This is a genomic window from Paenibacillus sp. MER 99-2 (assembly GCF_023714095.1).
In the GTDB taxonomy this organism is placed as follows: domain Bacteria; phylum Bacillota; class Bacilli; order Paenibacillales; family Paenibacillaceae; genus Paenibacillus.
In genome coordinates this window covers 1,589,994-1,610,786 of the sequence record NZ_JAMAUZ010000001.1, presented here as the reverse complement: position 1 = coordinate 1,610,786, position 20,793 = coordinate 1,589,994, and the positions used below count along the sequence as shown (strand labels likewise).

Sequence of the window (20,793 nt, the reverse complement as noted above, 5' to 3'; positions counted from 1 at the left end):
AAAGTCGCTCAATAGCGACTTTCAATGGGACTGCCCGAATTCTATGCTAACTGTGTTCAAGGCAGCTGCAATAACTTGGTGCATATCATAATATTGATACATTCCTAGACGTCCACCCAATATAATATGTGGTGATTGCTCTGCAAGTTTGTGATATTTTCTATATTTTTCAGTATTACTTTCGTCATTTAGAGGGTAGTAGGGTTCGTCGCCTTTGCTCCAAGCTTGGGGATATTCTTTTGTTATGATTGTTTTGGACTGCTTGCCGAATTCAAAGTGTTTATGCTCAATAATTCGAGTGTATGGTGTTTCGGAATCGGTATAATTTACAACTGCATTGCCTTGATAGTTTTGCTGATCTATAGTCGAGGATTCGAATCGTAAACTTCGATATTCTAACTCACCAAATGTGTAATCAAACAATTGATCAATCATTCCTGTATACACAATTTTGGGGAAGCTTTTTAAGTAGGATTCTTTGTTTGAAAAAAAATCCTGATTTAGTTCTACCTCGATCAATTCACTCGATAACATTTTTTCGATGATTTGTGTATAGCCACCAACAGGAATCCCCTGATATCGGTCGTTAAAATAATTATTATCATACGTGAAGCGGACAGGGACACGTTTAATGATAAACGGAGGTAACTCGGTTGCTTTGCGCCCCCATTGTTTTTCTGTATAACCCTTCACCAATTTGTAATAAATATCCGTTCCGATTAATGAAATCGCTTGTTCTTCCAGGTTTTTGGGGTCTTTAATCTGTGTTGCCTGGATCTGTTCTGCAATCTTCAACTTAGCTTCATCAGGGGTAATCGTGCCCCATAGCTGATTAAATGTATTCATATTAAAGGGTAAATTGTATATTTCACCTTTATAATTGGCTACGGGGCTGTTCGTATATCGATTGAACTCCGCAAATTGATTGATGTAGTCCCAGATTTCCTTATTATTGGTGTGAAAAATATGCGCCCCATATTTATGAACATGTATGTCCTCGATCGGTTCCGTATAGATATTACCGCCAACGTGGTCTCTTTTTTCGATAACCTTTACTCGCTTCCCCCGTTTGGCTGCTTCATAAGCAAATGTACTACCGAATAATCCGGAACCTATGACTAAATAATCGTGTTGCATGTACACTCACCTGACCTTTCATTCGTTTATAAGAAAGCAATTGATATGAAATAACCTGTGGATTCTAAACGGATCCACAGGTTTAAAGATAATAAACGTTGTATTATGCTTTCAATTAAATCCCACAATCTTCTGTGATAATTTATAGGCAGCTACTGACATTGTGCGACCCAAATGACCCGGCATATTCATCAATCTTCCCATGGCTCCATATCGGATACTATTGTATAATTCAATATCTTTATCCTTAATGTACTTCCACAGTTCTTTTTTCGCTTTTAGATTTTCCTTCTTCCCTGAACGAATCAATAATATGGTAGAGATCACGGTTATTATTTCGAGATGGTTCAGCATATATTGACGAAGTTTCAGGCTTTTAATCTCTTCCATATTGATCTGGTCAATCATGAGTTTATTAACTTTCAGCTGTTGGTCAATTCGCTCAATCATCACTTTCTCGTTGACGGATTGATCCTCTCGCCCAATAAAATAGCGATAAAAATCAACATTCACATAATAAATTCGCTCCACTTTTTCCAGCGGTTTAAACACAAACAGATTATCCACATAAAACGTATGCTCTGGAAGTTTCAATTTGCATTCTTTTAATAGACTCGTGCGATAAATAATCGAATGCATCAAGATATACTGACCTTTGCGAAAGGGTTTAATATCGTCCCATGAGAAAATGCATCCTTCAGGAAAGTTTTTTCCGTACTCCATCACTTTTTTGTACTTTTTCCCTGTTTTCTCATAGACAAAATTACTTACAACCATGTCGACTGTCTTATCTTCCGCTACCAACGTTTTTAGTGTTGCCAGTATTTCTTTGAAGGCACTAGGATCAATCCAATCATCACTGTCAACAACCTTTAAGAATAATCCAGTAGCAAAACTAATACCTGTATTGACCGCTCCACCGTGGCCTAAATTTTCTTGGTGTACGACTCTTACAATGGATGGATACTTCGCCTCATACTGCTCTGCAATCCTTTGGGTACTATCGCTAGATCCATCGTTAACAATAATGACCTCAAGTTCTTCATCGTCAATTAGCAAGCTACTTATACACCGATCCATGTAATCCTGCGAGTTAAAACACGGTATTACGAAAGATAATAGTTTCATAACAAACCTCTTCTTAGTGTCGTGTATTTATCCTATTGATATCTTATTTTTCTTCTCTTTAAAGATGATTTTCAATATCGGGAAGTATACCCAGAATGAAATGGCGGCATTAATAATCATGGTGATCAGATCAGCCGTTGTCTCACCAGATCTTCCAAATCGATCGATAAAGAAGCTGTAGATCGGTTCCTTATACCAACCCTGAAGTGCTCCTGCACAAATGGTAATCAAGATATAAGCTACAACATACCAAAAAGCGGCTTTATAAATGTTCCCTTTGGATCTGAACGTGATATTTCGTTGCGCAAAGAAATTAATGACCTGAGCAATACCCAAGGTTAATTGGACAGCAATGAAGTAAGCAAGACCTCCACCTCCACCTGATGCAATTGAACCAGCCGGATAATTAAAAATATAATAAACTGATCCGTCAAAATTATGACCTAGAGGAAAAAGTTGAAAAGTATAGGCTTCCATACGGCTTCCGCTAAACATGGCTTTTAACACAGGCATAAGAACCATTTGAAAAACGGTGATGCCATTACTCAGGATCAGAAACATTAAAAATTCTGCCAACTTGGGATGCTTATCTCTATAATTGTTCCAGTACAATCTGATTGCTTGCATACCGATCACTTCCTTCTAATATCACGTTAAAGCTTAACTGGATAGGTTCAGTCTGGTTGGAGGTGATTGTCAATGTTCCCTCGCCAGCTGTCCCGTGTGTCTTGATATACGTACCACACATACCGCCCTCTGCGACGACACAGTCTGGTCCTACGATTTCTATCGCACCTTCTGCTTTTAGAAATAAAGGTAAATGAGAGTAGGTTGCATTATTGTTATTGGCATCTGCTACTCGAATACGAACTGACGCCATATCATATGTGTCAGCTTCGACTAATTCCGCAGCACTAACGGTGGTTTCCACATGAATACTCGCGTTAGATGATTTCACAACCTCTGCGACAACCTTTCCTTTTTTCACAGCTTCAAAACGATAGACGGGTGCTGAAGCTCCCCAATTCTCAATGTACTTGAAAAACAAACGATAGAAGGTGATCGGCGATACAAGGTGACGACACATGACCCATACTGCTTTAAAAATATACTTTACAGGTAATGCAGTTCCAAAGCGCTGGATAGCTAATAGGCTCTCTTTGATGGCATCTGCTTTCTTACGGGAATACTTCTCTCCTTCTTCTATTACGTTCCCTACGGTGTCATAGAATTCGATCGGTGGATGTGGTAAATAACGATACTTTTGGTTAACCGGTTCAAACTCCCGAATCATGATGTCATTCTTATACAGCCGGACTTGATCCGCATTAGTGAAGATGTAGTTTTCACCAACAGCACCACCAGGGTAATCTCCGATATGCATATCTGAACCCACTTCCAGAACGGGAGCATCTTCTGAGAAACTAGCGTAGACTCTGGCAGCAAGCTTCGGATTACGAAACATGTCCATCACACCGTGGTAGCAAATACGATCACCAGATCCAAAATCACCATGGGTTTGATAATCAAACATACACCAGCCAAAAGAGCCTGCAATGTCTTCTCTTTTATACACTTCATTCAAGACATTGGCGTAACGCATAGCGTGAGAAAGCCGGCGAGAAGGCTCATCTGTTGCTTTTGTTGGAAACATATGACCATTAAATTCGGAGATCAAATACGCTTTGCTTTTACTCGGTGAAATCAACCACCTTGGTAGTAGCGCAGCGTTCTTTCCAGTATGAGAAAAATCATTAAACCCATAGACATCTTCTAATAGATTACTTCTCCACAGAAAGCGAACTCCACTGGTCTGTCTGCTGTGATCCAAACGGCGAGCGATTTCATTCGTCTTTGTATATAGAACGTCATCATCTTGCGACTCATTCAATCGAACCCCCCACAGAATAATGGAAGGGTGATTACGATACTGCAGAATCATTTCTTCCACGTTTTCACAAACAATCTGTTTCCACTCTTCATCGTCTTTGATATGTTGCCAACCTGGTGTTTCGGTAAACACGAGCAATCCTAAACGATCACATGCATCTAGGAAATGCTTAGACTGAGGGTAGTGCGAGGTACGAACTGCGTTAACATGTAGTTCTTCCTTTAATATTCGTGCATCCTCCACCTGCATTGAAGCAGGCATAGCATAGCCTACATACGGATAACTCTGGTGGCGATTCAGCCCACGAATCTTATATTTTTTACCATTCAAATAAAATCCATCATAGCGAAAATCAATTTGGCGGAATCCGAAAAATACATTATACTCGTCTATTATTTCTCCATTATGCTTTTTAAGCGTTGCTACTAACGAGTAAAGATAAGGAGTCTCCGGGCTCCACGCGTTGCTATTAGGAACATTAATCTTGCATTCTTTGAGTTCTGCCCCTATTACATTCAGGGTGGTATGGGCAACTATCGTTTGCTGTTGATCTAACAAACTTAATTCCACAATGTGTGTTGAATCAGGTTGACTAATTGTAACGTCAATCAGTGCTTGGTCTTTCTCCGGTGTTCGGACAAAAACATCTTCTACATAGCTTTCATTAGCTACTAACAACCACGCTTCACGATAGAGTCCACCGTAAGTCATGTAATCAATAACATGACCAAATGGCGGTACATTTGCGTCTTCTCGTGTATTCAGACGAACGACAATTCTGTTCTCGGCTCCGTACACCAGTTTATCCGTTACTTCTACTCGAAAAGCAGTGTATCCTCCATTGTGAGTCGTTAGCTGCTCGCCATTGACAAATACTTCTGCTACGTGAGCGGCACCATCAAACTGAAGAAACAAACGCTGACCTTTCAGTGTGTCCGGAACCATCAGATGACGTCTATAACCACAGATCATCTGACAAGCACTCTCTTCCATGTAGTGTACAGGGACTTCTTTACAAGTATGGGGCAGCCTTACGGCTGTCCCCTCACCTGTAAAGTTGAAAAATTCATCAGTAATATTCTCTATAAAACTCCATCCATCACAGATACTAATTTTTTTCATTTATGTTTCTCCGCTTTCATTTTGAAGTATGAACAGTATGGTTTAACCCTTCGGACTTGGATTGTTTCATAAAACAAGAGATCAATGCTGCAATAGTTCCAATAGTAAAGGTAATACCAAAGACCAGCACAGCTTGAGGATTTCCTCCAATAAAGTTGACTCCGTTTACAACATCTGATAATGTCGGGAACCCTAGATAGAAATGCATAGATAATGCGACCCCAAAGGCAATGGCTGGTAGAATAGGGGCAAAGAAATAGTTTTTAAGCAAAACCAGCAATTCTCCTAATACGCCAGCAATAATTAAACCAAAGGTGATGAAGGAAAAGGTGCGATCACCATGATTAACAATGAGAAACACAATGTTAGCTACCAGCATTAAACTCGCAGCCATAAATCCGATCCAAAAGCCTAGTGTTCTGTCTTTAAATAAGACCATTTAGGTTAAACCTCCCTTATCCTTCTTGCATAGCCAGTTCTAATGAACAGGAATAAACTCAACAGCGTTAATGCACCAAGGGTATAATTCGTAACCTTCAAAAATGTTTGCCACCATGGTACAAAATCTTCTACTTCAGTTTCAGCCGATAGACCATTAATCAAAGTAGAATTAGCTAAGGAATAATAGAAGCCTTTATTGGCTCTTCTTAACTCTTGCAATACGTAACCATCCTTGTTACTTGCAAGATATTTGTGAATCTCACTCGCACGGGCAGTATCCGCGTTAAAGGTATCTGTTCCAGCAACAAGTGATTCCACCGTTGGGATATTCGGATTACCTTTAACTGAATCTGTAATCGTAACCCCTTTGAAGCCCCATTCATTTCGAAGCACTTGTGTCAGCGTTGCATGATCTGCATAGGCCAAACGAGCACCAATTCGAGAGAATGACATCATCGTACCAAGCGCTTCTCCTTTGGTGAAGGCACCCTCAAATGCTTTCAAAGGACCTTGACGATAGGATTGTTCAGTCGCAAATGTAGCTAACTCGCTTCTATTTGTCTCTTGGTCATTGGCAACAAAGTGTTTAATGGAAGCGGTTAATCCCTTCGCTTGCATTGCTTCTGTCTGAACTGCACCCATGATATAACTCAGAATGCTATCTTCAGAGTAATACTCAAAGTTACGTCCACTAAATGGAGTCCGATGTAGATTGGCTCCTGGTGACCAGAGCTGTGTCGTTCCAGTGAACAGAGCATCCTCTGCGATAAAATCACCACGTTCTGCGATTAACTGTTGGTTCCACGTTGATGCTGCTACAATTTGACTAACATGTGCCGTAGACGGTTGACCATTATTAAACAAATAATTGGATTGAGCGCCTGAAGGTCCGTCTGTATTTTTGTTGGCAGGTTTATTAATGGACTTCACAGCTGGTTGTCCAAAATTCTCCCCGATCGTCGCACTCAACTCAGCAATCGTTAATTGACTCAAGAACGTATTCCATTTCTCATCGTCATCAAACGGAACATCCTTCATATCAACCAGTTTCAGCCCTGCATCTACACCTTGAGCAAAGCTATCATACGCTGGCGCATCACTAGGCTTTTGATATTTTTCGTTATACAATACTTCTTTTAATTTATCAGTGGCCTCAACAGCGGTGTATGCTTTAGGATACGTATTCCAGTCATTACGTGTTAAATACGTAACCGCATTTTCAGCGAAGTAATTATAATCAATATCATCATATTGATTGGAAACCACTTCATCTGTATATTGAGATTTGGCATAGGTTACATTATCTAACGTTTCTAGCGGTACAGAGACTGCTTTATTGGCATCTCCATCTACCACTGAACCATTAGCCAGCAATAGCTTGCCTGCTACGGCTGCACCTTGCTTATTTGCCATCACATTATTGAGAGCGTCATGACTATCATTACCTATTGCAAAATAGTAGTCGCCTGGATCAAAGACATAACTACCCTTCTTGCTTGGATCAGCCCCATTTTCAGCATTCTCATCATAGGTTGCAAATAAATAGTCATCAATTGTAACCGTGACATCTTCAGATTCACCTGCACCCAGTTCACTCGTTTTTCCGAATCCAACTAACTGTATTGCAGATTTTTCTGCTTGCCCTTCTTCATATGGAAGTTGAGCATAGACCTGTACAACTGATTTAGACTTTCCTGTATAAGCTGATTCCTGAGGATAGCCCTCATTCGTCACCTTAACCTGAGCCGTTACTGTTTTGGCATTTCTGTCCCATTCCACCGAAGTTAACTGCTGAGTGAAATTAGCATAGCTATTACCATAGCCAAATGGATATACCATTTCGTCAGCGTAGCTCCAACGTTCTTGATTAACAAAAGCACCTGCGCTGCTATCCGCATTATTTAAACCCAGGACAGCATCGTGATATCTTGTTTCGTAGTACTTATAGCCTTGATAGATACCCTCTGCTTGGATGATATAATGACCATTATCATTCGAGTATTGAAAATCGCCTGCGTTTCTAACCGCTGGTGCAGATAAGGAGTCTGCTGCAAAGGTATCCACGAGTCTACCTGAAGGATCGGCCGCACCTACTAGTACATTTGCCACGCCTGTAAAGCCTTTAAGACCCGGATTTCCGATCCACAGGGCAGCATCAACCCCGTATTCCTGTTCTTCAAGCCAACCTAGTTCCATCGCATATGCACTATTAATCAGAACAACAATCTTCGAAAATTTCCCGCTATCCTTGATCATTTTTAATAGATCTTTTTCTGTGTTATGAAGTGCCAAGTAAGAAATGCCGTCTCTGTCGGTTGTCGCTAAGTCTTTACCTTCCCCACCATCACGAGACAACATGACAATAGCCACATCATTGAAATTATCTTGGTATGTTGCTTGTAGGTCATTGGTATAGAAATTTTTATCAACTTCTCCAATGAACCAATCGGGAGACGCTTTTGCCCTAGCCACATCACTATTCTTGTAAGCGTCGAACAACCTGTCATTAATGGTGAATCCAGCTTCCTTTAAAGCATTGTACAAATTAACCTGACGTTTCTCATCCATACCAGGCCCACCAGAATTCCCGCTATATACAGGATCTGCCGTCGCCCGACCAAACAAGGTAACACTACGTTCTTCAGCACGTAATGGCAGTGCGGATTGGTTATTTTTTAAGAGAACCGTTCCTTCTTCCATCGTCTGCACATCGTGTTTATCCGAATCGACTAACATCTCTGCTAAACCCTGATCAGATAACTCATAGTTGCTTGGATAATACGTCGAGCTCTCATCAGCTTGGATTACAGGTGGAGTGATTTTAAGAAAAACATTCACTTGACCACTCCAACTCATTAGCAGTTCAGTCATAAATAAACTAAAGGCTAAGAGAAATGCTGAAAGCGCCGTCAATCCGCGCCATAATTTTTTTTTGCTTTTCAATGCAGCTACCTCCTACAGAGTCCATTTATTTAACTTAATGTGTTGCTTCTTCGCTTTCTCTTAGCACCGTGTAATCGAAGCTTGCTCTTGCAGGGTCAACAATAATGGAAGTTGCCGGGAATGATACGGATTCAAGGTATTGCTCTGCAGTTAAGGCTGCACCTTCTCCACCAGCTGCTTGCCCCATTTCATCAGTCCATGCAAGCGTATTCAAATAACCAATAGGATTTGCACCTGCCGAATATGAACTATTCACCATCACTGATGTAGGTTGGGATAATTCAAGTGTACGTAGCCCATCTTCGTCTTTTACAGTTACTGTCCCATAATATTTAGTAATGTCTGCTCCTCTAGGTACAACATCGTATTTACCGCTATCTTCAAATAACAATGCTCCCGAAAAAGAAGTACCTGTGGATGTTAAGATATACGTATTATCTGCAAATGTCTCAATGGATTGGACGCCAAAAGTGGCCCTTTTAAAGGTATGTTCCGGGTAAGCACTTGTGAATGCCACATTAGTTGTAGACGCATAATACCCTGTAGGGTTATTAGATGCACCTGACTTCTCTCCGTCTGTACCACTTCCACATGCTGTTAAAGCAACCAACATCATGACCATACAAATTGCCGTGAAGGCTGTTTTCGCTGTTCTTTTTCCCATGTTGCTATCCCCTTTTAATCAATTATTGTATACGCTTTCCTTAGCGCACCTCTATTGTATGGCGTAACGCCAGTTGTTTGTGGCATTTGGCATAAACTCAAAGAATTAAAGAAAATTCACGACCGGGTTTTTAGTTTATGAGGTTTTTTTTTAGTTTACGCTGAGGTTTAGGTTGTATTATTGACAAAGAGAGGCTCACTTTCTATAGTGAACATAAATTAGAGATAAAACTAAGGGGTGAAAGATGATTATCAAAATCGCTATTGTAGAGGATGATATCAACCAGGCGCGTTTGTTAGAAAGTCATCTGACGAACTATAGTGCCGAAAAAGGACTTTCCTTCAATATCGTGCATTTCTCACAAGCTGTTGCACTGTTGGAGAATTACGACTCCAATTTTGATATCATATTCATGGATATTCAATTACCGTATATGAATGGAATGGACGCTGCGCGTAGTATCAGAGCACTCGATAAAACAGTGATCCTAATCTTCATTACCAATCTTACTCAGTACGCTATTCAAGGATATGAAGTGGAAGCGCTTGATTATATGTTAAAGCCGGTGGAGTACTATGATTTTGCCTTGAAAATGTCACGTGCCATGCAAAGACTTAACGAGAATCCCAAAGATGAAATACTTATCCCTTCGGACAAAGGAATCCTCAAAGTTTCTCCCAAAAGCATCCGCTATGTTGAAACAGAAGGGCATCATGTCATTTATCATTCGGTAGAAAATAGCTTCCGGCAGTATGCCACTATTTCATCTATCGAAAAAAAAATGCACGGATACGATTTCTTCAGATGCAATAATTGTTACTTGGTCAATCTGGCGTATGTTCAAAGCGTACAGGGATACACTGTTACATTAGATGGAGGCATTGAGCTACGGATCAGTCAGCCCAGAAAGAAAGCCTTTGTTAATAAACTAATGGAGTATGTGAGAGAAAAAGATGAATAGTATGATTTCTGATTTTTTGGATGTCTACTCCAAACAGATTATCATTCGATCGGCTAGTTTAATTGAATTTGTGTTTTGCATTTTCATTCTGACACTGCCTTATCAAAAATCAAAAGGGTTTTGGTTAAAGCTATGTATCATGGCTAACTTGGCGATTCCACTACTATTGTTAGTATCTTATATGAATTTTCATTATCCTTATCTATTTCCCGGAGTGGTAAGTACTGTTGTCTATATTTTCGTTTTGAGTGCTCTATGTTTGCTGTACAAGGAAAATTTTTCAGAACTATTGTTTTGTCTATGTGGCGGTATTGCGATCCAGATGATTGTAGGCCGGTTGTATGAAATATTTATTGTTGTATTCAAACAAAATCCGTATGAAACACTCTCCCCTTTTAAGGAAATGGTTCCGTTACGGGATTGGTTAGTGTATTCCTTGATACATTGCATTTTTAGTATTTCACTCGCTCTACTCTTTCGTCGTAACAAAGTCTATGAACACGACAAAAGTAACAAGGTCTTAATTGTTATTTTTTCATTGATTTTTATTTTTGTCACCGTAATCATTAACTCGTTAAGTCGTTCCTTCGAGGGCGATAACAGTATCTTGGATTTCATCATTCGGATTTTTGCAATTCTGTATGCTCTACTTACATTGTTATTACGTACAAGAATATTGGAAACGAGTAAACTAAAACAGGATTTATTAATTATGGATGAACTACTGCATGCGGAGAAAAAACAGTTTGAAAGTATGCGAAGTGAAATAGAACTGATTAATATGAAATGTCACGATCTTCGGCAACAATTGTCAAATGTCAGTTACAAACTGACTAATCAAGAACTCGAGTCATTGAATGCTGCTATTGAAGTGTATGACACCTCCGTGAAAACCGGTAGTGATATCCTGGACGTAATTCTCTATAAAAAGCAGCTTTACTGTGAGAAAAATCAGATTCGAATGAGTTGCATGGCTGATGGTCGATGTTTGTCTTTTATTTCACCCACTCATCTATACTCTCTATTAAGCAACGGAATAGAAAATGCTCTGGAGGCTGTACAATCCGTAACCAATGATAAGAAGCGAACGATTTCGATTACAACAGGCAATGAAAGCGGTATCATTTCTATTCACATCACAAACTATTTTAATAGTGACCTGATCATCAAAGATGATGTGATACAAACAAATAAGAAAAACAAAGATCGTCATGGCTTTGGCATTAAGAGCATGCGCCATATTACAGAACAATACAATGGAACTCTAACGTTTCACACAGACGAAGATATTTTTTATCTTCATATCTATTTCCCTAGATAATGAATGGCAAAAAACGATCAAGGTACCTAAAGTACCTTGATCGTTTGTCTTCATCCTTGCTGCAAGTACTACTGATGCTCCTTGTTTTTCAAGGTAAAGTGCAGTTGCTTCACCGATGCCACATGACGCAGTAGTGATAATAATAACTTTATCCTTAATATAAGACATTAATAAAACTTCTTTTCATGTGATATTTTGGTGATCGGATGATCAGCCAGAGAACACTATTGAAATCACTATCATCTCTGGAGCCGATTCTCCGGTGAAAACACTCAGTAATCTTTGTTAGAAGCCTGTGGTATATTGTTTAGGAACTTGTGTTTCTTTTCTTAATTTCGAAGCAGCTTCCAATGCCCAGTAAGGATTTCTGAGCAATCCTCTACCAACGGCAACCAGATCACCCTCTTCGTTTCCAATTACGGCATTTGCCAAAGTTGGATCATCTAGTCGTCCAACGGCGATTACTGGAACATTTAGAGCATTTTTGATTCCTTTAGCTAGTGGAACCTGGTAAGCAGCATGTGTACCTGGTCTGCCCCATGCAGCAATCGGTCCTTCTCCACCCGATGAAATATCAAACATATCTACACCTGCTTCTTGATATTCTTTAGCAAATTGAATGCTCTCCTGAAGGTCATAACCACCTTCTACATATTCTTTAGCAGAAATGCGCATCAGAAGCGGGATATGATCCGGCATTTCACCTTTCGCTGCTGTGATGATTTCCCGACCAAACAAGGTAAGATCTTTACCATACTCATCATCACGTTTGTTCGTCAGTGGTGAATGGAATTGATGAATTAGGTAACCATGTGCACCATGGATTTCAATCGTATCAAATCCTGCTTTCACTGCACGAGCTACCGCACTACGGAATTTTTCAACCAGCCCTTTTACCTCGTCCGTAGTTAGAGCACGCGGTGTTTTAGAGTTTTCATCAAAAGCAATCGCAGATGGAGCAACGGGTACTTCTGCATCCTCTGCTTTACGGCCAGCATGTGCAATTTGAATTCCTACCTTTGCACCGTAGCTATGACAAGCGTCTACAATTCTCTTCAATGCTGGAATTTGTTCATCGGACCACAAGCCCAGATCGAAATCTGAAATTCGACCATCTGGCTCAACATCCGTCATCTCAATCATAATAAACCCTGTACCGCCCACTGCCCGACTTACATAATGCATGTAATGCCAATCGGTGGCGATTCCATCTTTGTTGTCCACCGAATATTGACACATAGGAGACATTACAATACGGTTCTTCAATTCCATGCCTTTTATTGTATAGGGGCTAAATAAATCTTTCATTAGAAAGACTCCTCTCATTTTCACAGTATTTAAATGCATGCACAAGCATTTAAATACTATCAGAACTATTCTTTTTGTCAACCCGAACATCATTCATTTTGAAGTTCGCTAAAATAAATCTTCCCCTGACAAACAAAAGATATACTTTCCTAAACCATCAATATTGATGGAACACTTTAGAAATAACTTTCCATTGACCATCTATTTTAAGGAGCGTGTGATAATCTGCATACTCAATGCCAGGTGCCTCTAGAATAATTCGAACTACTGCAACAGTCACCGCTACATCTAGAACATCAATTCTGTATTTCAAATCTTTTGCAGGTTCTAGCGTGTCGATCAATTCATAAAGATTTCGAATCGAACCTGTACTGAGGTTACCATCATTTGTATAACCATACATAATTGCATCTTCATGAAAGGTAGATTTCATTACATCGCCTTTACCCTCGATATTCCCCTGAATGTATCCCTGCATTGCATTAACGATTTCTTCATAATCCTTCAACGTTGCTTTACTCATAATAATTATCTCCTTTATATTTAATTTGCTTGCGCATGCATATATAGTGATGCGAATTGAATTGTATTTCAATTACTACGATTTAATGACATATAGATTGCGGAATCCTCGCTTTAACAATATACGTGCAGCTTTTTTAGTTTTGAACTTTCCTTGTGAAAGTATAAAGATATGTTCCCCAGGAGTAATATGCTTTTGCCATACATAAGGAAGTCGACCCAAAGAAATATTAATAGTTCCGTTTGTAGGTTCTGAACTAAATTGAGATGAATCCCGTATATCCACCACTTTATAATCCAGAAACTCAATTTGTAGTTTCTTGAATTCTTGACCACTGACATATTGCAGATTTGATAATGGCCATAGTTGGCGTACAGCAACCAACAACCCAATAAGCACAGAAGTAAACATCAACCAAAACATCCTTAACTCCCTTTCATAACAAAAGAAACAAACGTGTTTCAATTCGTAATTTGTATCCATTATTAAGAATTTTTAATTGAATTCCACATGGGTACAACCTGTTATAACAAGTTCAACTTCAGTAATTCCTTATATTTCACTTTAGTCTCTCCCTACGATCAAATTTGTTGCAACGCATTGACAATTGATACTTCTCCTGTAATCAAATCAAAAGTCTTTCTAAATGTGTTTTCTTCTTTTAATGCAGCAATAATGGTGCTTGCCACATCTTCACGTGGAATACTACCATAAATGATATTTTCAGCAGCAGACACCTTTCCTGTTCCTGGTTCATTCAACAATATCCCTGGACGTATAATTGTGTATGTTAAGCTGCTACTCTCAAGTACTTTGTCTGCATAATGCTTTGCAGCATAATATGGAAGTATGTTAGCATGCCAATTGTCCCTATTGTTAGCCTGAATTGCACTGACCATGATAAATCTGTCAATGCCTGCTATTTCAGCAGCTTCAATAGTCTTACCTGCACCGTCCAAGTCAATGAGCAACGTTTTATCATCGCCCGTTTTACCACCGGAACCCGCAGCGAAGACAATAGCATCACAACCCTGAACAGCTTCAACAATGGAAGCAACCGAGCCTTCCAAATCAGCAAGAACAGTTTCAACACCCAATTTCTCATAAACTTCAGCCTGCTCTTTTTTTCGAACCATCGCACGAACGCTGTGATCCTTACTTTCTTTTAATAATGCGATAAGTTTTTGTCCAATTTGTCCATTTGACCCCACTACTAAGACTTTCATTTTATCACTCCTTAGGTTTGAGATTTCAATTGAGACTATTACAACATTCTTATCATTCTTGAGAAGTAGGAGATACGATTACATCATTGATTAAAACATTAGCAGGCTTATTCACCACAAACCCAATAGTCTCTGCTACATATTCGACATCAATAGCCACTTCATTTAGATTCTCTAATACTGACTTAACATCTTGGTCTGTAACTGTACTTTGCCAATTTGTTGCGATCACACCAGGAGACACTAAGGAAGCCTGAATATTGTGTTTCACGGACATTTCTTTACGTAAACTTTCCGTTATTGCTCTCATCGCATATTTTGTAGCGCTATAAACACCATGTCCTTCTCCAATTGCATGTCCAGCAATTGAGCCAACATTAATAATTTGCCCTTGACCTTGTTTTTTCATATGGGGTAGTACAGCAGCAATTCCATACAATGTTCCTTTGATATTTAGATCAATCATTTTCTCCCACTCTTCAACATGTGCATTGTCCCACATAGAGAACAGCATGTAACCTGCACAATTAATTAACGTGTCAACGCGCCCCACAGAATCCAAGGTAAAGTTGACCAGCGCTTGAACCTCTTCGTTAACGGTTACATCAGTTACTTTGTAGTATGCTTGGCCACCATCATTTTTGATACGATCAGTCAATGCTTTCAACTTCTCTTCATTTCGAGCTGCGAGTACAACAGTTGCCCCATGCTTAGCCAAATACAATGCTGTTGCTTCGCCTATGCCACTAGATGCGCCTGTCAAAATAATCACTTTGTGTTGAATATAATTCATTCTCAATCCCCTCTCTCCAACTTCTTTTTATTTCAGATACATATACTTGAATTTAAAAGCATGCGCATGCATTTAATTTAATGGATTACAAAATGATTGTCAAGCTGTGCTGCAGCATTTTTTTGAAATAGGTGACCTTCATCCGTTTCATCCTAGTATTATTATAATCAAAAAAACTCACCTAAACATCAGTGAGCCCTCTTATATACTTTTTATTAGGAAATTCATGATCTAGTATTACTTTTTATCAAATAAGCTTTGTACTTTTGTCAACTCACCCTGCTGAAGTTCCTTTTGCAAAATTTCATTAACGGTTACTAAAGCTCGATGGAATTTATTTTCTCCTAGCTCCGTAATTCTAGTGTAAATTCCTCTTTTATCATCTTCACACACATGTCGTTCTAATGCCCCACAATTTTTTGCTTCCATTCTTACAACAAGACGGGATGTGGCACTTTGACTTAAACCTATCAGTTCTTGTACTTGTTGCAATCTTAGCTCTTTATCTTCAGAATTTGATATAAAATATAAAACATAAAACTCCTTTAACGACAAATCATACTGCTCTTCTAGAGCATTTTCCAATCTATCATGGATACTGGTAAAACTATTTGTCAATGACATCCATATATTCAAGGCATCATTATTATTTTTCAATTTATACCCACCTAATTTAAGTATAGTTTTACTACATAGTTTATGCTATTGTATCAAGCATCAACAAAACGGTCAAAATAAATACACTCTAAAAGCGATTGTTTGCTGGTATGATCCCCTTGAGTCTTAGAGTCAACTATACTTTTTCATATTGTCTACTTGACAGGGTTATGGCCATGCGTTTGACTCTTATGTTTTTCTCCCTTTGATCAAATTTAATAAATTTTTATTACATTATTCTCCTTACGGATAAATTATTAGGACTTGCCCGTTTGGTTAAACAAAAGCAGCCGACCACAATTGACCGGCTGCTATGGCTAGTTCTCCATCAGCAATCTTTGCAAATAATTCTTTTCCATTCGAAACGTGCTTCTCGTTAGCTTAATGAATTAACTGATCAGATATATACTTCATTGTTTGCTCAACTCTATAAATCAAGTGTTTATTGATCGGTGTCTGTATGACATTATACATCAACATCCTCATATATCCGCTTCCCTATAAGGTTTATCACTTCTTGACCAGAACCGTTAAGTCTCCTTCAAAAACGAGTTCCTCTCTGCTATTGAAAGTAGAAAACTTCACCGTAACAAGCCCTGCTTCATTCTTCTTTTCTTTTACTTCAATAACTTCAACCATGTTATACAAGACATCATCAGGATAAACGGGTTTAATAAATTTGATATTATTGAACGAGGTTCCCGCGATAACATCATCACCATAACTGCCCGTTTCAATCCACAGTTTAAATGAAACCGCCAAAGTTTGGACTCCCGAAGCAATGATGCCATTAAATCTTCCCTCTTTGGCTTTCTCTTCATCTAAATGCATATACTGAGGATCGAACTCAGCTGCAAATCTCGTAATATCCTCTTTCGTGATCTCAAGAGATTTTGTTTTAAAAGTTTGGCCAACAAAAAATTCATTAAATTTCATATATTAAGCTCTCCTTTGTTGAGATGAAGATGAACCCGATTATCTCTATTTATTGCTTCAACTTAATCACAATTATAACACTTGATAATAGTACTTGATACTAATAAAAGATCAGGTTTCTCTCACAACTGAATATGATGAATCGGGTTATATAATTTTTCTTACTTACTACAATCCCGTTTAGATAATAATTTTATTGGCAACAACACAATGTCTTTGCCCTATGACATCACATAATTGCGGTACATTATCTTGCCACTTTCAGTTTCATATGCAGGTATTATTATTAAAGTGAAGCTAATCCCGGTAATATATGATACCTTGCTTAATCTCAACACCATAGATTTATAACAAAAAGAAAGCCGCTGTAATAGCGACTTCAATGAAAATATGTTTTTCTACCACGCCAAAGGTTTATTTTGACATATTCAATGCTCTATACATCATTACCGCGAACTGTGCACGTGTCACAGGTTCATCCGGCTTAAATTTGCCGTTGTTATCACCTAGTACAATCTCTAGTTCTGCTAGTGCAGCGACATAATCATAGCTCCAATGCGTTGTAGGTATATCTTGGAAAGTACGAGTTCCACCTGGTTCTATCTCAAGAGCCAGTGTCAAAATTTTAGCCATCTGTGCACGAGTCAGCGAATGATTGGGCTGAAAATCCCCATTTGATCCATCGACTATTCCTGCTTGCTGTAGTGACATAATGGCTTCATAGTAAGGATGACTTGGTGATACGTCAGAAAATGAAACTGCCTCACGTTTTGGCTCAAACTCGAAAGCACGTATGAATATTAGAGCCATGTGATGGCGCTTGATGCTTTCATTGGGATAAAAAGAACCGTCGGGATAGCCTGTAATTATCCCTTGACTGGCTAATTCCTCAATCATTTCTTTTGCCCAATGTCCTGAAAGGTCGTCAAAAGCAACAACAGGGCGTTCAGGTTTTGGTTCTTCTGGGGTTGATTGCGGATTGGCTGCAGGTACCGATACTGTGTTTGCGATCCATTTTGCATACAATGTAGCATCTTTGGTCACTCGATCCTTAGTGATGTCCCACTTGTTGGTCAGCGCCATATCATGATACCATCCCCCAAATGCATAACCTTCTTTAGTAGGAGTTGGTAGTTCGGCTAACCTCGTATCATACACGACAGAGAGATTATTTAACCCGTTCCCTCCGTTCGTTTCAAAAGATACTATGAATCGCTGGGGAGGCGTTGGAGAACTTCCTCCTCCATTATTTTCAGAAGAGTTATTTTGAATCCATTTCGCATACAACGTCATATTCGCTGTAATTACATCTCTCGTAAAATTCCACTGATTAATGAGGGCTGTCTCTTTAAACCAGCCACCAAATGTATAACCTGGTTTAGTTGGTGCGGTTGGTGCGGTCGGTGCTGTTGCTGTTACGTTGTATGATATATTCTGAGTCGGGACAACAGTGCCTCCATTTGATTGAAATGATAATGTATAAGAATTTACCTTCCACAGAGCATACAGTGTGACATCTGAGGCATTAATATTGAACGTGTGATTTGCCAGATAACTTACCCCACTGCCATCTGCTGATGTATTCCAACCATCAAACGTAAATCCAGTCCTCACTAAATTTCCACTATTATCAGATACTGTAACGGTATGTCCGTTCTCATAAGATTGACTATCGACTGGTTCTTGTCCTCCAGTAGCACCGTTTCCCTCGTATTTAACGCTATATCTAATTGGAGCTGGTTTATTGATAATAAATGTTATGGTAGTTGAGTTACCGGCGCTATCCGTAACCACGAGTACATAGGAACCATCAGTATCCACAGTCGTTCCACTCACAAAAGAACCACCATTTAGTGTTGCAGTACCTTCGTTGAATGTAATGGTTTGTGAGAAAATGTAACTTCCTCCTTCCGCTACACCGCTGACAACGGGGGGGATCGTATCCAGCGTTACCGTTGCGCTATATAGTGGAGATACGCGTCCTGCTTCATCAATTAACTCTACTGTAATAGCTTTTTCTCCATCCGTGCTTCCTACGTTAATAGTAAAGCTATTTGTATACGCTATAGTCGTTGGAGGTAATCCGTTAAGCGTGTAGCGAATGCTCACGATATCCGTCACGCCTGCTGTTGGTGTTATATCAACGTATACGTTTGAGTCATTTGTATAAGCACTACCATCATTTACAACAACCGTACCTGTTGGAGGTGTTGTATCCAATATAATACTGTCTTGAATGACGGTAATATTGCCTGCTCGATCAATTAAACGAACATATACCGTTTTATTTCCATCACCAGCAGGTAACGTATAGCTTTTTATGGAACTAAAGGCTTCAACTCCTGACCAAGAACTATTGTTATTAGAAAATTGTACCGCTACCACATCTGTTACACCGTTGCCTAATGATAGATTAAGCGTTATTTCACGATTAGTTGTATACACGTTGCCATTATTAATAACAATAGAGCCTGTTGGCACTTCGGTATCCCGTATTATGGTTTTTTGATATTCAGTTGATTGGTTCCCTGCACGATCAACTAGTTTAAATCTCAAAACTTTATCTCCATCAGTAAATCCTATTGATAGCATAAAGCTTGGTACATAAGGCATCTGTGTATAGGGGCTTCCGTTAAGCGAATATTGGATATGCGTAATATCAGTTACTCCAGGATCTGGATTTATTGAAATAAGTACAGCCGAACCATTCGTGTATTCGTTGCCTAGATTTACAATAATCGTCCCTGTTGGAGGGGTCTTATCTATTCGAAATTGAATCGTTTCTAATTGACTGCCTGCCGTAACCGTTAACGTGTACGAGCCTTCAGCAGTAAGCTGTGTTCCACTTGTAAATGGACTTCCATTCAAAGTTGCTGTACCAGTATTAAATGTTGGCGTTACATTTGTATTGTATAGACCTCCATCTGCGACTCCAGTTATTTCAATATTCGCAATTTCAGAATACGTAATAATTAAATATGGACCCAGACTGCCGCCATGTGCATGATTTTCGGTCATTTGTATAAAATGATCAGCATAGGTTATTCCTGCTTCAGCTGCTTCTTGAGAAGTCATTCCTGATAGAATGAAGGTTGCTCTAGGATCAGATTTCGCTGATTCCCCTGATATATAGCTGGTAAAATTAAAGGGAGCGAGTGTAGGCTTAAGTATAGGTACATTATTGGCTAAAAGTCTTGATTGTGTAGAACCTGACGTTAGAGCTGGTGGCGATGTTATTCTACTATCCTGTGCCCAGCTATGATCTATACTCGTAGAAACTTTTAACGAAAAATTAGTTGTTGCCTGTAAAGTACCACCTGTTACAGGAATATAAAGATTTGCAGTTTCAACTTCATACCCTGTAGGGATTGGGGGTAAAGCAAACTTTAGTAATACCTGAGCCTCTAAGGGAACACTAAGTGTTCCTTGATAGCCTACTTCCAGATACCCGAGATTTTCACCCTCATAGATCATACCAGACTCATAAATCATTGTTGTATCCTCTGCTGCATAAATAGTTGACGGAACTATGTTAGCGGATGCAACGCTTTGATTATTAAAAATTACGATGAATGTGATACAAACGACCATTAATAGCATACTTGCAATCGAGACAACTCTCTTTCTCACCATGTACACTTCCTTTCATACAATTCGTTATTACTCAAAATGACCTCTTTTCATTTGACTCCATCTAAACATCATAGTCTCATCTTAGGATATTTAAGTCCTACTAAAGTAG

Annotated in this window: 18 protein-coding genes; 2 read left to right on the top strand and 16 right to left on the bottom strand. The window is 39.1% G+C overall.

From position 1 onward, the window contains the following. Positions 1-21: 21 nt before the first annotated feature. The 7 genes from glf to M3636_RS07215 form a co-directional block, all read right to left on the bottom strand. Complete coding sequence (glf, locus tag M3636_RS07245) at positions 22-1,137, bottom strand: UDP-galactopyranose mutase (protein WP_251381800.1); 1,116 nt, start codon at positions 1,135-1,137, stop codon at positions 22-24. A gap of 111 nt (positions 1,138-1,248) precedes the next feature. Then, positions 1,249-2,265: a glycosyltransferase family 2 protein gene (locus M3636_RS07240; protein ID WP_128101990.1), complete on the bottom strand. Its 1,017-nt coding sequence runs from the start codon at positions 2,263-2,265 to the stop codon at positions 1,249-1,251. Positions 2,266-2,292: 27 nt separating this feature from the next. Then, positions 2,293-2,892, bottom strand: a complete 600-nt coding sequence (locus M3636_RS07235; RefSeq protein ID WP_128101989.1) for a hypothetical protein — start codon at positions 2,890-2,892, stop codon at positions 2,293-2,295. Beyond that, positions 2,858-5,278 (bottom strand): glycoside hydrolase family 2 protein, encoded by a 2,421-nt coding sequence (locus tag M3636_RS07230; RefSeq protein WP_251381799.1) that lies wholly within the window; start codon positions 5,276-5,278, stop codon positions 2,858-2,860. The genes M3636_RS07235 and M3636_RS07230 overlap by 35 nt, the downstream gene beginning before the upstream one ends. Before the next feature lie 16 nt (positions 5,279-5,294). Next, entirely contained in the window at positions 5,295-5,717 is a 423-nt protein-coding gene (locus M3636_RS07225) for a hypothetical protein (protein WP_251381797.1), read from the bottom strand. Between the two features lie 5 nt (positions 5,718-5,722). After that, the gene (locus tag M3636_RS07220; protein WP_128101986.1) at positions 5,723-8,662 is read right to left on the bottom strand and encodes a glycoside hydrolase family 3 protein; all 2,940 of its coding nucleotides are present in this window, start codon (positions 8,660-8,662) and stop codon (positions 5,723-5,725) included. A 34-nt stretch (positions 8,663-8,696) separates the two neighbouring features. Continuing rightward, a complete protein-coding gene (locus M3636_RS07215; RefSeq protein ID WP_251381796.1) occupies positions 8,697-9,326 on the bottom strand; it encodes a hypothetical protein in 630 nt (209 codons plus the stop codon). Between the two features lie 244 nt (positions 9,327-9,570). Here M3636_RS07215 and M3636_RS07210 point away from each other — a divergent pair, with 244 nt between their 5' ends. Both M3636_RS07210 and M3636_RS07205 read left to right on the top strand, forming a co-directional pair. After that, on the top strand, positions 9,571-10,287 hold the full coding sequence (locus tag M3636_RS07210; RefSeq protein WP_128101984.1) for a LytR/AlgR family response regulator transcription factor: 717 nt from the start codon (positions 9,571-9,573) through the stop codon (positions 10,285-10,287). Beyond that, the gene (locus tag M3636_RS07205) at positions 10,280-11,608 is read left to right on the top strand and encodes an ATP-binding protein (RefSeq protein ID WP_251381794.1); all 1,329 of its coding nucleotides are present in this window, start codon (positions 10,280-10,282) and stop codon (positions 11,606-11,608) included. The genes M3636_RS07210 and M3636_RS07205 overlap by 8 nt, the downstream gene beginning before the upstream one ends. Here the strand turns inward: M3636_RS07205 and M3636_RS29945 are convergent. From M3636_RS29945 to M3636_RS07160, 9 genes are all read right to left on the bottom strand, one after another. Next, positions 11,552-11,776 carry an SDR family NAD(P)-dependent oxidoreductase gene (locus M3636_RS29945; RefSeq protein ID WP_483311505.1) on the bottom strand — a complete coding sequence of 75 codons (225 nt, stop codon included), beginning with the start codon at positions 11,774-11,776 and terminating at the stop codon, positions 11,552-11,554. The two genes, M3636_RS07205 and M3636_RS29945, sit on opposite strands and share 57 nt — an antisense overlap. 117 nt (positions 11,777-11,893) lie before the next feature. Beyond that, positions 11,894-12,916 carry an NADH:flavin oxidoreductase/NADH oxidase gene (locus M3636_RS07195; protein ID WP_251381792.1) on the bottom strand — a complete coding sequence of 341 codons (1,023 nt, stop codon included), beginning with the start codon at positions 12,914-12,916 and terminating at the stop codon, positions 11,894-11,896. 157 nt (positions 12,917-13,073) lie between these two features. After that, on the bottom strand, positions 13,074-13,439 hold the full coding sequence (locus M3636_RS07190; RefSeq protein WP_251381791.1) for a nuclear transport factor 2 family protein: 366 nt from the start codon (positions 13,437-13,439) through the stop codon (positions 13,074-13,076). 75 nt (positions 13,440-13,514) lie between these two features. Then, on the bottom strand, positions 13,515-13,850 hold the full coding sequence (locus tag M3636_RS07185; RefSeq protein WP_128101980.1) for a rhodanese-like domain-containing protein: 336 nt from the start codon (positions 13,848-13,850) through the stop codon (positions 13,515-13,517). A gap of 170 nt (positions 13,851-14,020) precedes the next feature. Then, a complete protein-coding gene (locus M3636_RS07180) occupies positions 14,021-14,665 on the bottom strand; it encodes an SDR family oxidoreductase (RefSeq protein WP_128101979.1) in 645 nt (214 codons plus the stop codon). 52 nt (positions 14,666-14,717) lie between these two features. Next, a complete protein-coding gene (locus tag M3636_RS07175; RefSeq protein ID WP_251381789.1) occupies positions 14,718-15,458 on the bottom strand; it encodes an SDR family oxidoreductase in 741 nt (246 codons plus the stop codon). Between the two features lie 237 nt (positions 15,459-15,695). Then, positions 15,696-16,115: a MarR family winged helix-turn-helix transcriptional regulator gene (locus M3636_RS07170; RefSeq protein ID WP_128101977.1), complete on the bottom strand. Its 420-nt coding sequence runs from the start codon at positions 16,113-16,115 to the stop codon at positions 15,696-15,698. A gap of 510 nt (positions 16,116-16,625) precedes the next feature. After that, positions 16,626-17,051 (bottom strand): MaoC family dehydratase, encoded by a 426-nt coding sequence (locus tag M3636_RS07165; RefSeq protein WP_251381786.1) that lies wholly within the window; start codon positions 17,049-17,051, stop codon positions 16,626-16,628. 414 nt (positions 17,052-17,465) lie between these two features. Continuing rightward, entirely contained in the window at positions 17,466-20,684 is a 3,219-nt protein-coding gene (locus tag M3636_RS07160; protein WP_251381785.1) for an InlB B-repeat-containing protein, read from the bottom strand. Positions 20,685-20,793: the final 109 nt, after the last annotated feature.

Bases quoted from the DNA above. Each gene is read 5' to 3' on its own strand.
- M3636_RS07240 (WP_128101990.1), bottom strand. From the start codon at position 2,265: ATGAAACTATTATCTTTCGTAATACCGTGTTTTAACTCGCAGGATTAC.
- M3636_RS29945 (WP_483311505.1), bottom strand. From the start codon at position 11,776: ATGTCTTATATTAAGGATAAAGTTATTATTATCACTACTGCGTCATGT.
- M3636_RS07195 (WP_251381792.1), bottom strand. From the start codon at position 12,916: ATGAAAGATTTATTTAGCCCCTATACAATAAAAGGCATGGAATTGAAG.
- M3636_RS07210 (WP_128101984.1), top strand. From the start codon at position 9,571: ATGATTATCAAAATCGCTATTGTAGAGGATGATATCAACCAGGCGCGT.
- M3636_RS07165 (WP_251381786.1), bottom strand. From the start codon at position 17,051: ATGAAATTTAATGAATTTTTTGTTGGCCAAACTTTTAAAACAAAATCT.
- M3636_RS07205 (WP_251381794.1), top strand. From the start codon at position 10,280: ATGAATAGTATGATTTCTGATTTTTTGGATGTCTACTCCAAACAGATT.
- glf (WP_251381800.1), bottom strand. From the start codon at position 1,137: ATGCAACACGATTATTTAGTCATAGGTTCCGGATTATTCGGTAGTACA.
- M3636_RS07235 (WP_128101989.1), bottom strand. From the start codon at position 2,892: ATGCAAGCAATCAGATTGTACTGGAACAATTATAGAGATAAGCATCCC.
- M3636_RS07175 (WP_251381789.1), bottom strand. From the start codon at position 15,458: ATGAATTATATTCAACACAAAGTGATTATTTTGACAGGCGCATCTAGT.
- M3636_RS07230 (WP_251381799.1), bottom strand. From the start codon at position 5,278: ATGAAAAAAATTAGTATCTGTGATGGATGGAGTTTTATAGAGAATATT.
- M3636_RS07160 (WP_251381785.1), bottom strand. From the start codon at position 20,684: ATGGTGAGAAAGAGAGTTGTCTCGATTGCAAGTATGCTATTAATGGTC.
- M3636_RS07180 (WP_128101979.1), bottom strand. From the start codon at position 14,665: ATGAAAGTCTTAGTAGTGGGGTCAAATGGACAAATTGGACAAAAACTT.
- M3636_RS07225 (WP_251381797.1), bottom strand. From the start codon at position 5,717: ATGGTCTTATTTAAAGACAGAACACTAGGCTTTTGGATCGGATTTATG.
- M3636_RS07190 (WP_251381791.1), bottom strand. From the start codon at position 13,439: ATGAGTAAAGCAACGTTGAAGGATTATGAAGAAATCGTTAATGCAATG.
- M3636_RS07215 (WP_251381796.1), bottom strand. From the start codon at position 9,326: ATGGGAAAAAGAACAGCGAAAACAGCCTTCACGGCAATTTGTATGGTC.
- M3636_RS07185 (WP_128101980.1), bottom strand. From the start codon at position 13,850: ATGTTTACTTCTGTGCTTATTGGGTTGTTGGTTGCTGTACGCCAACTA.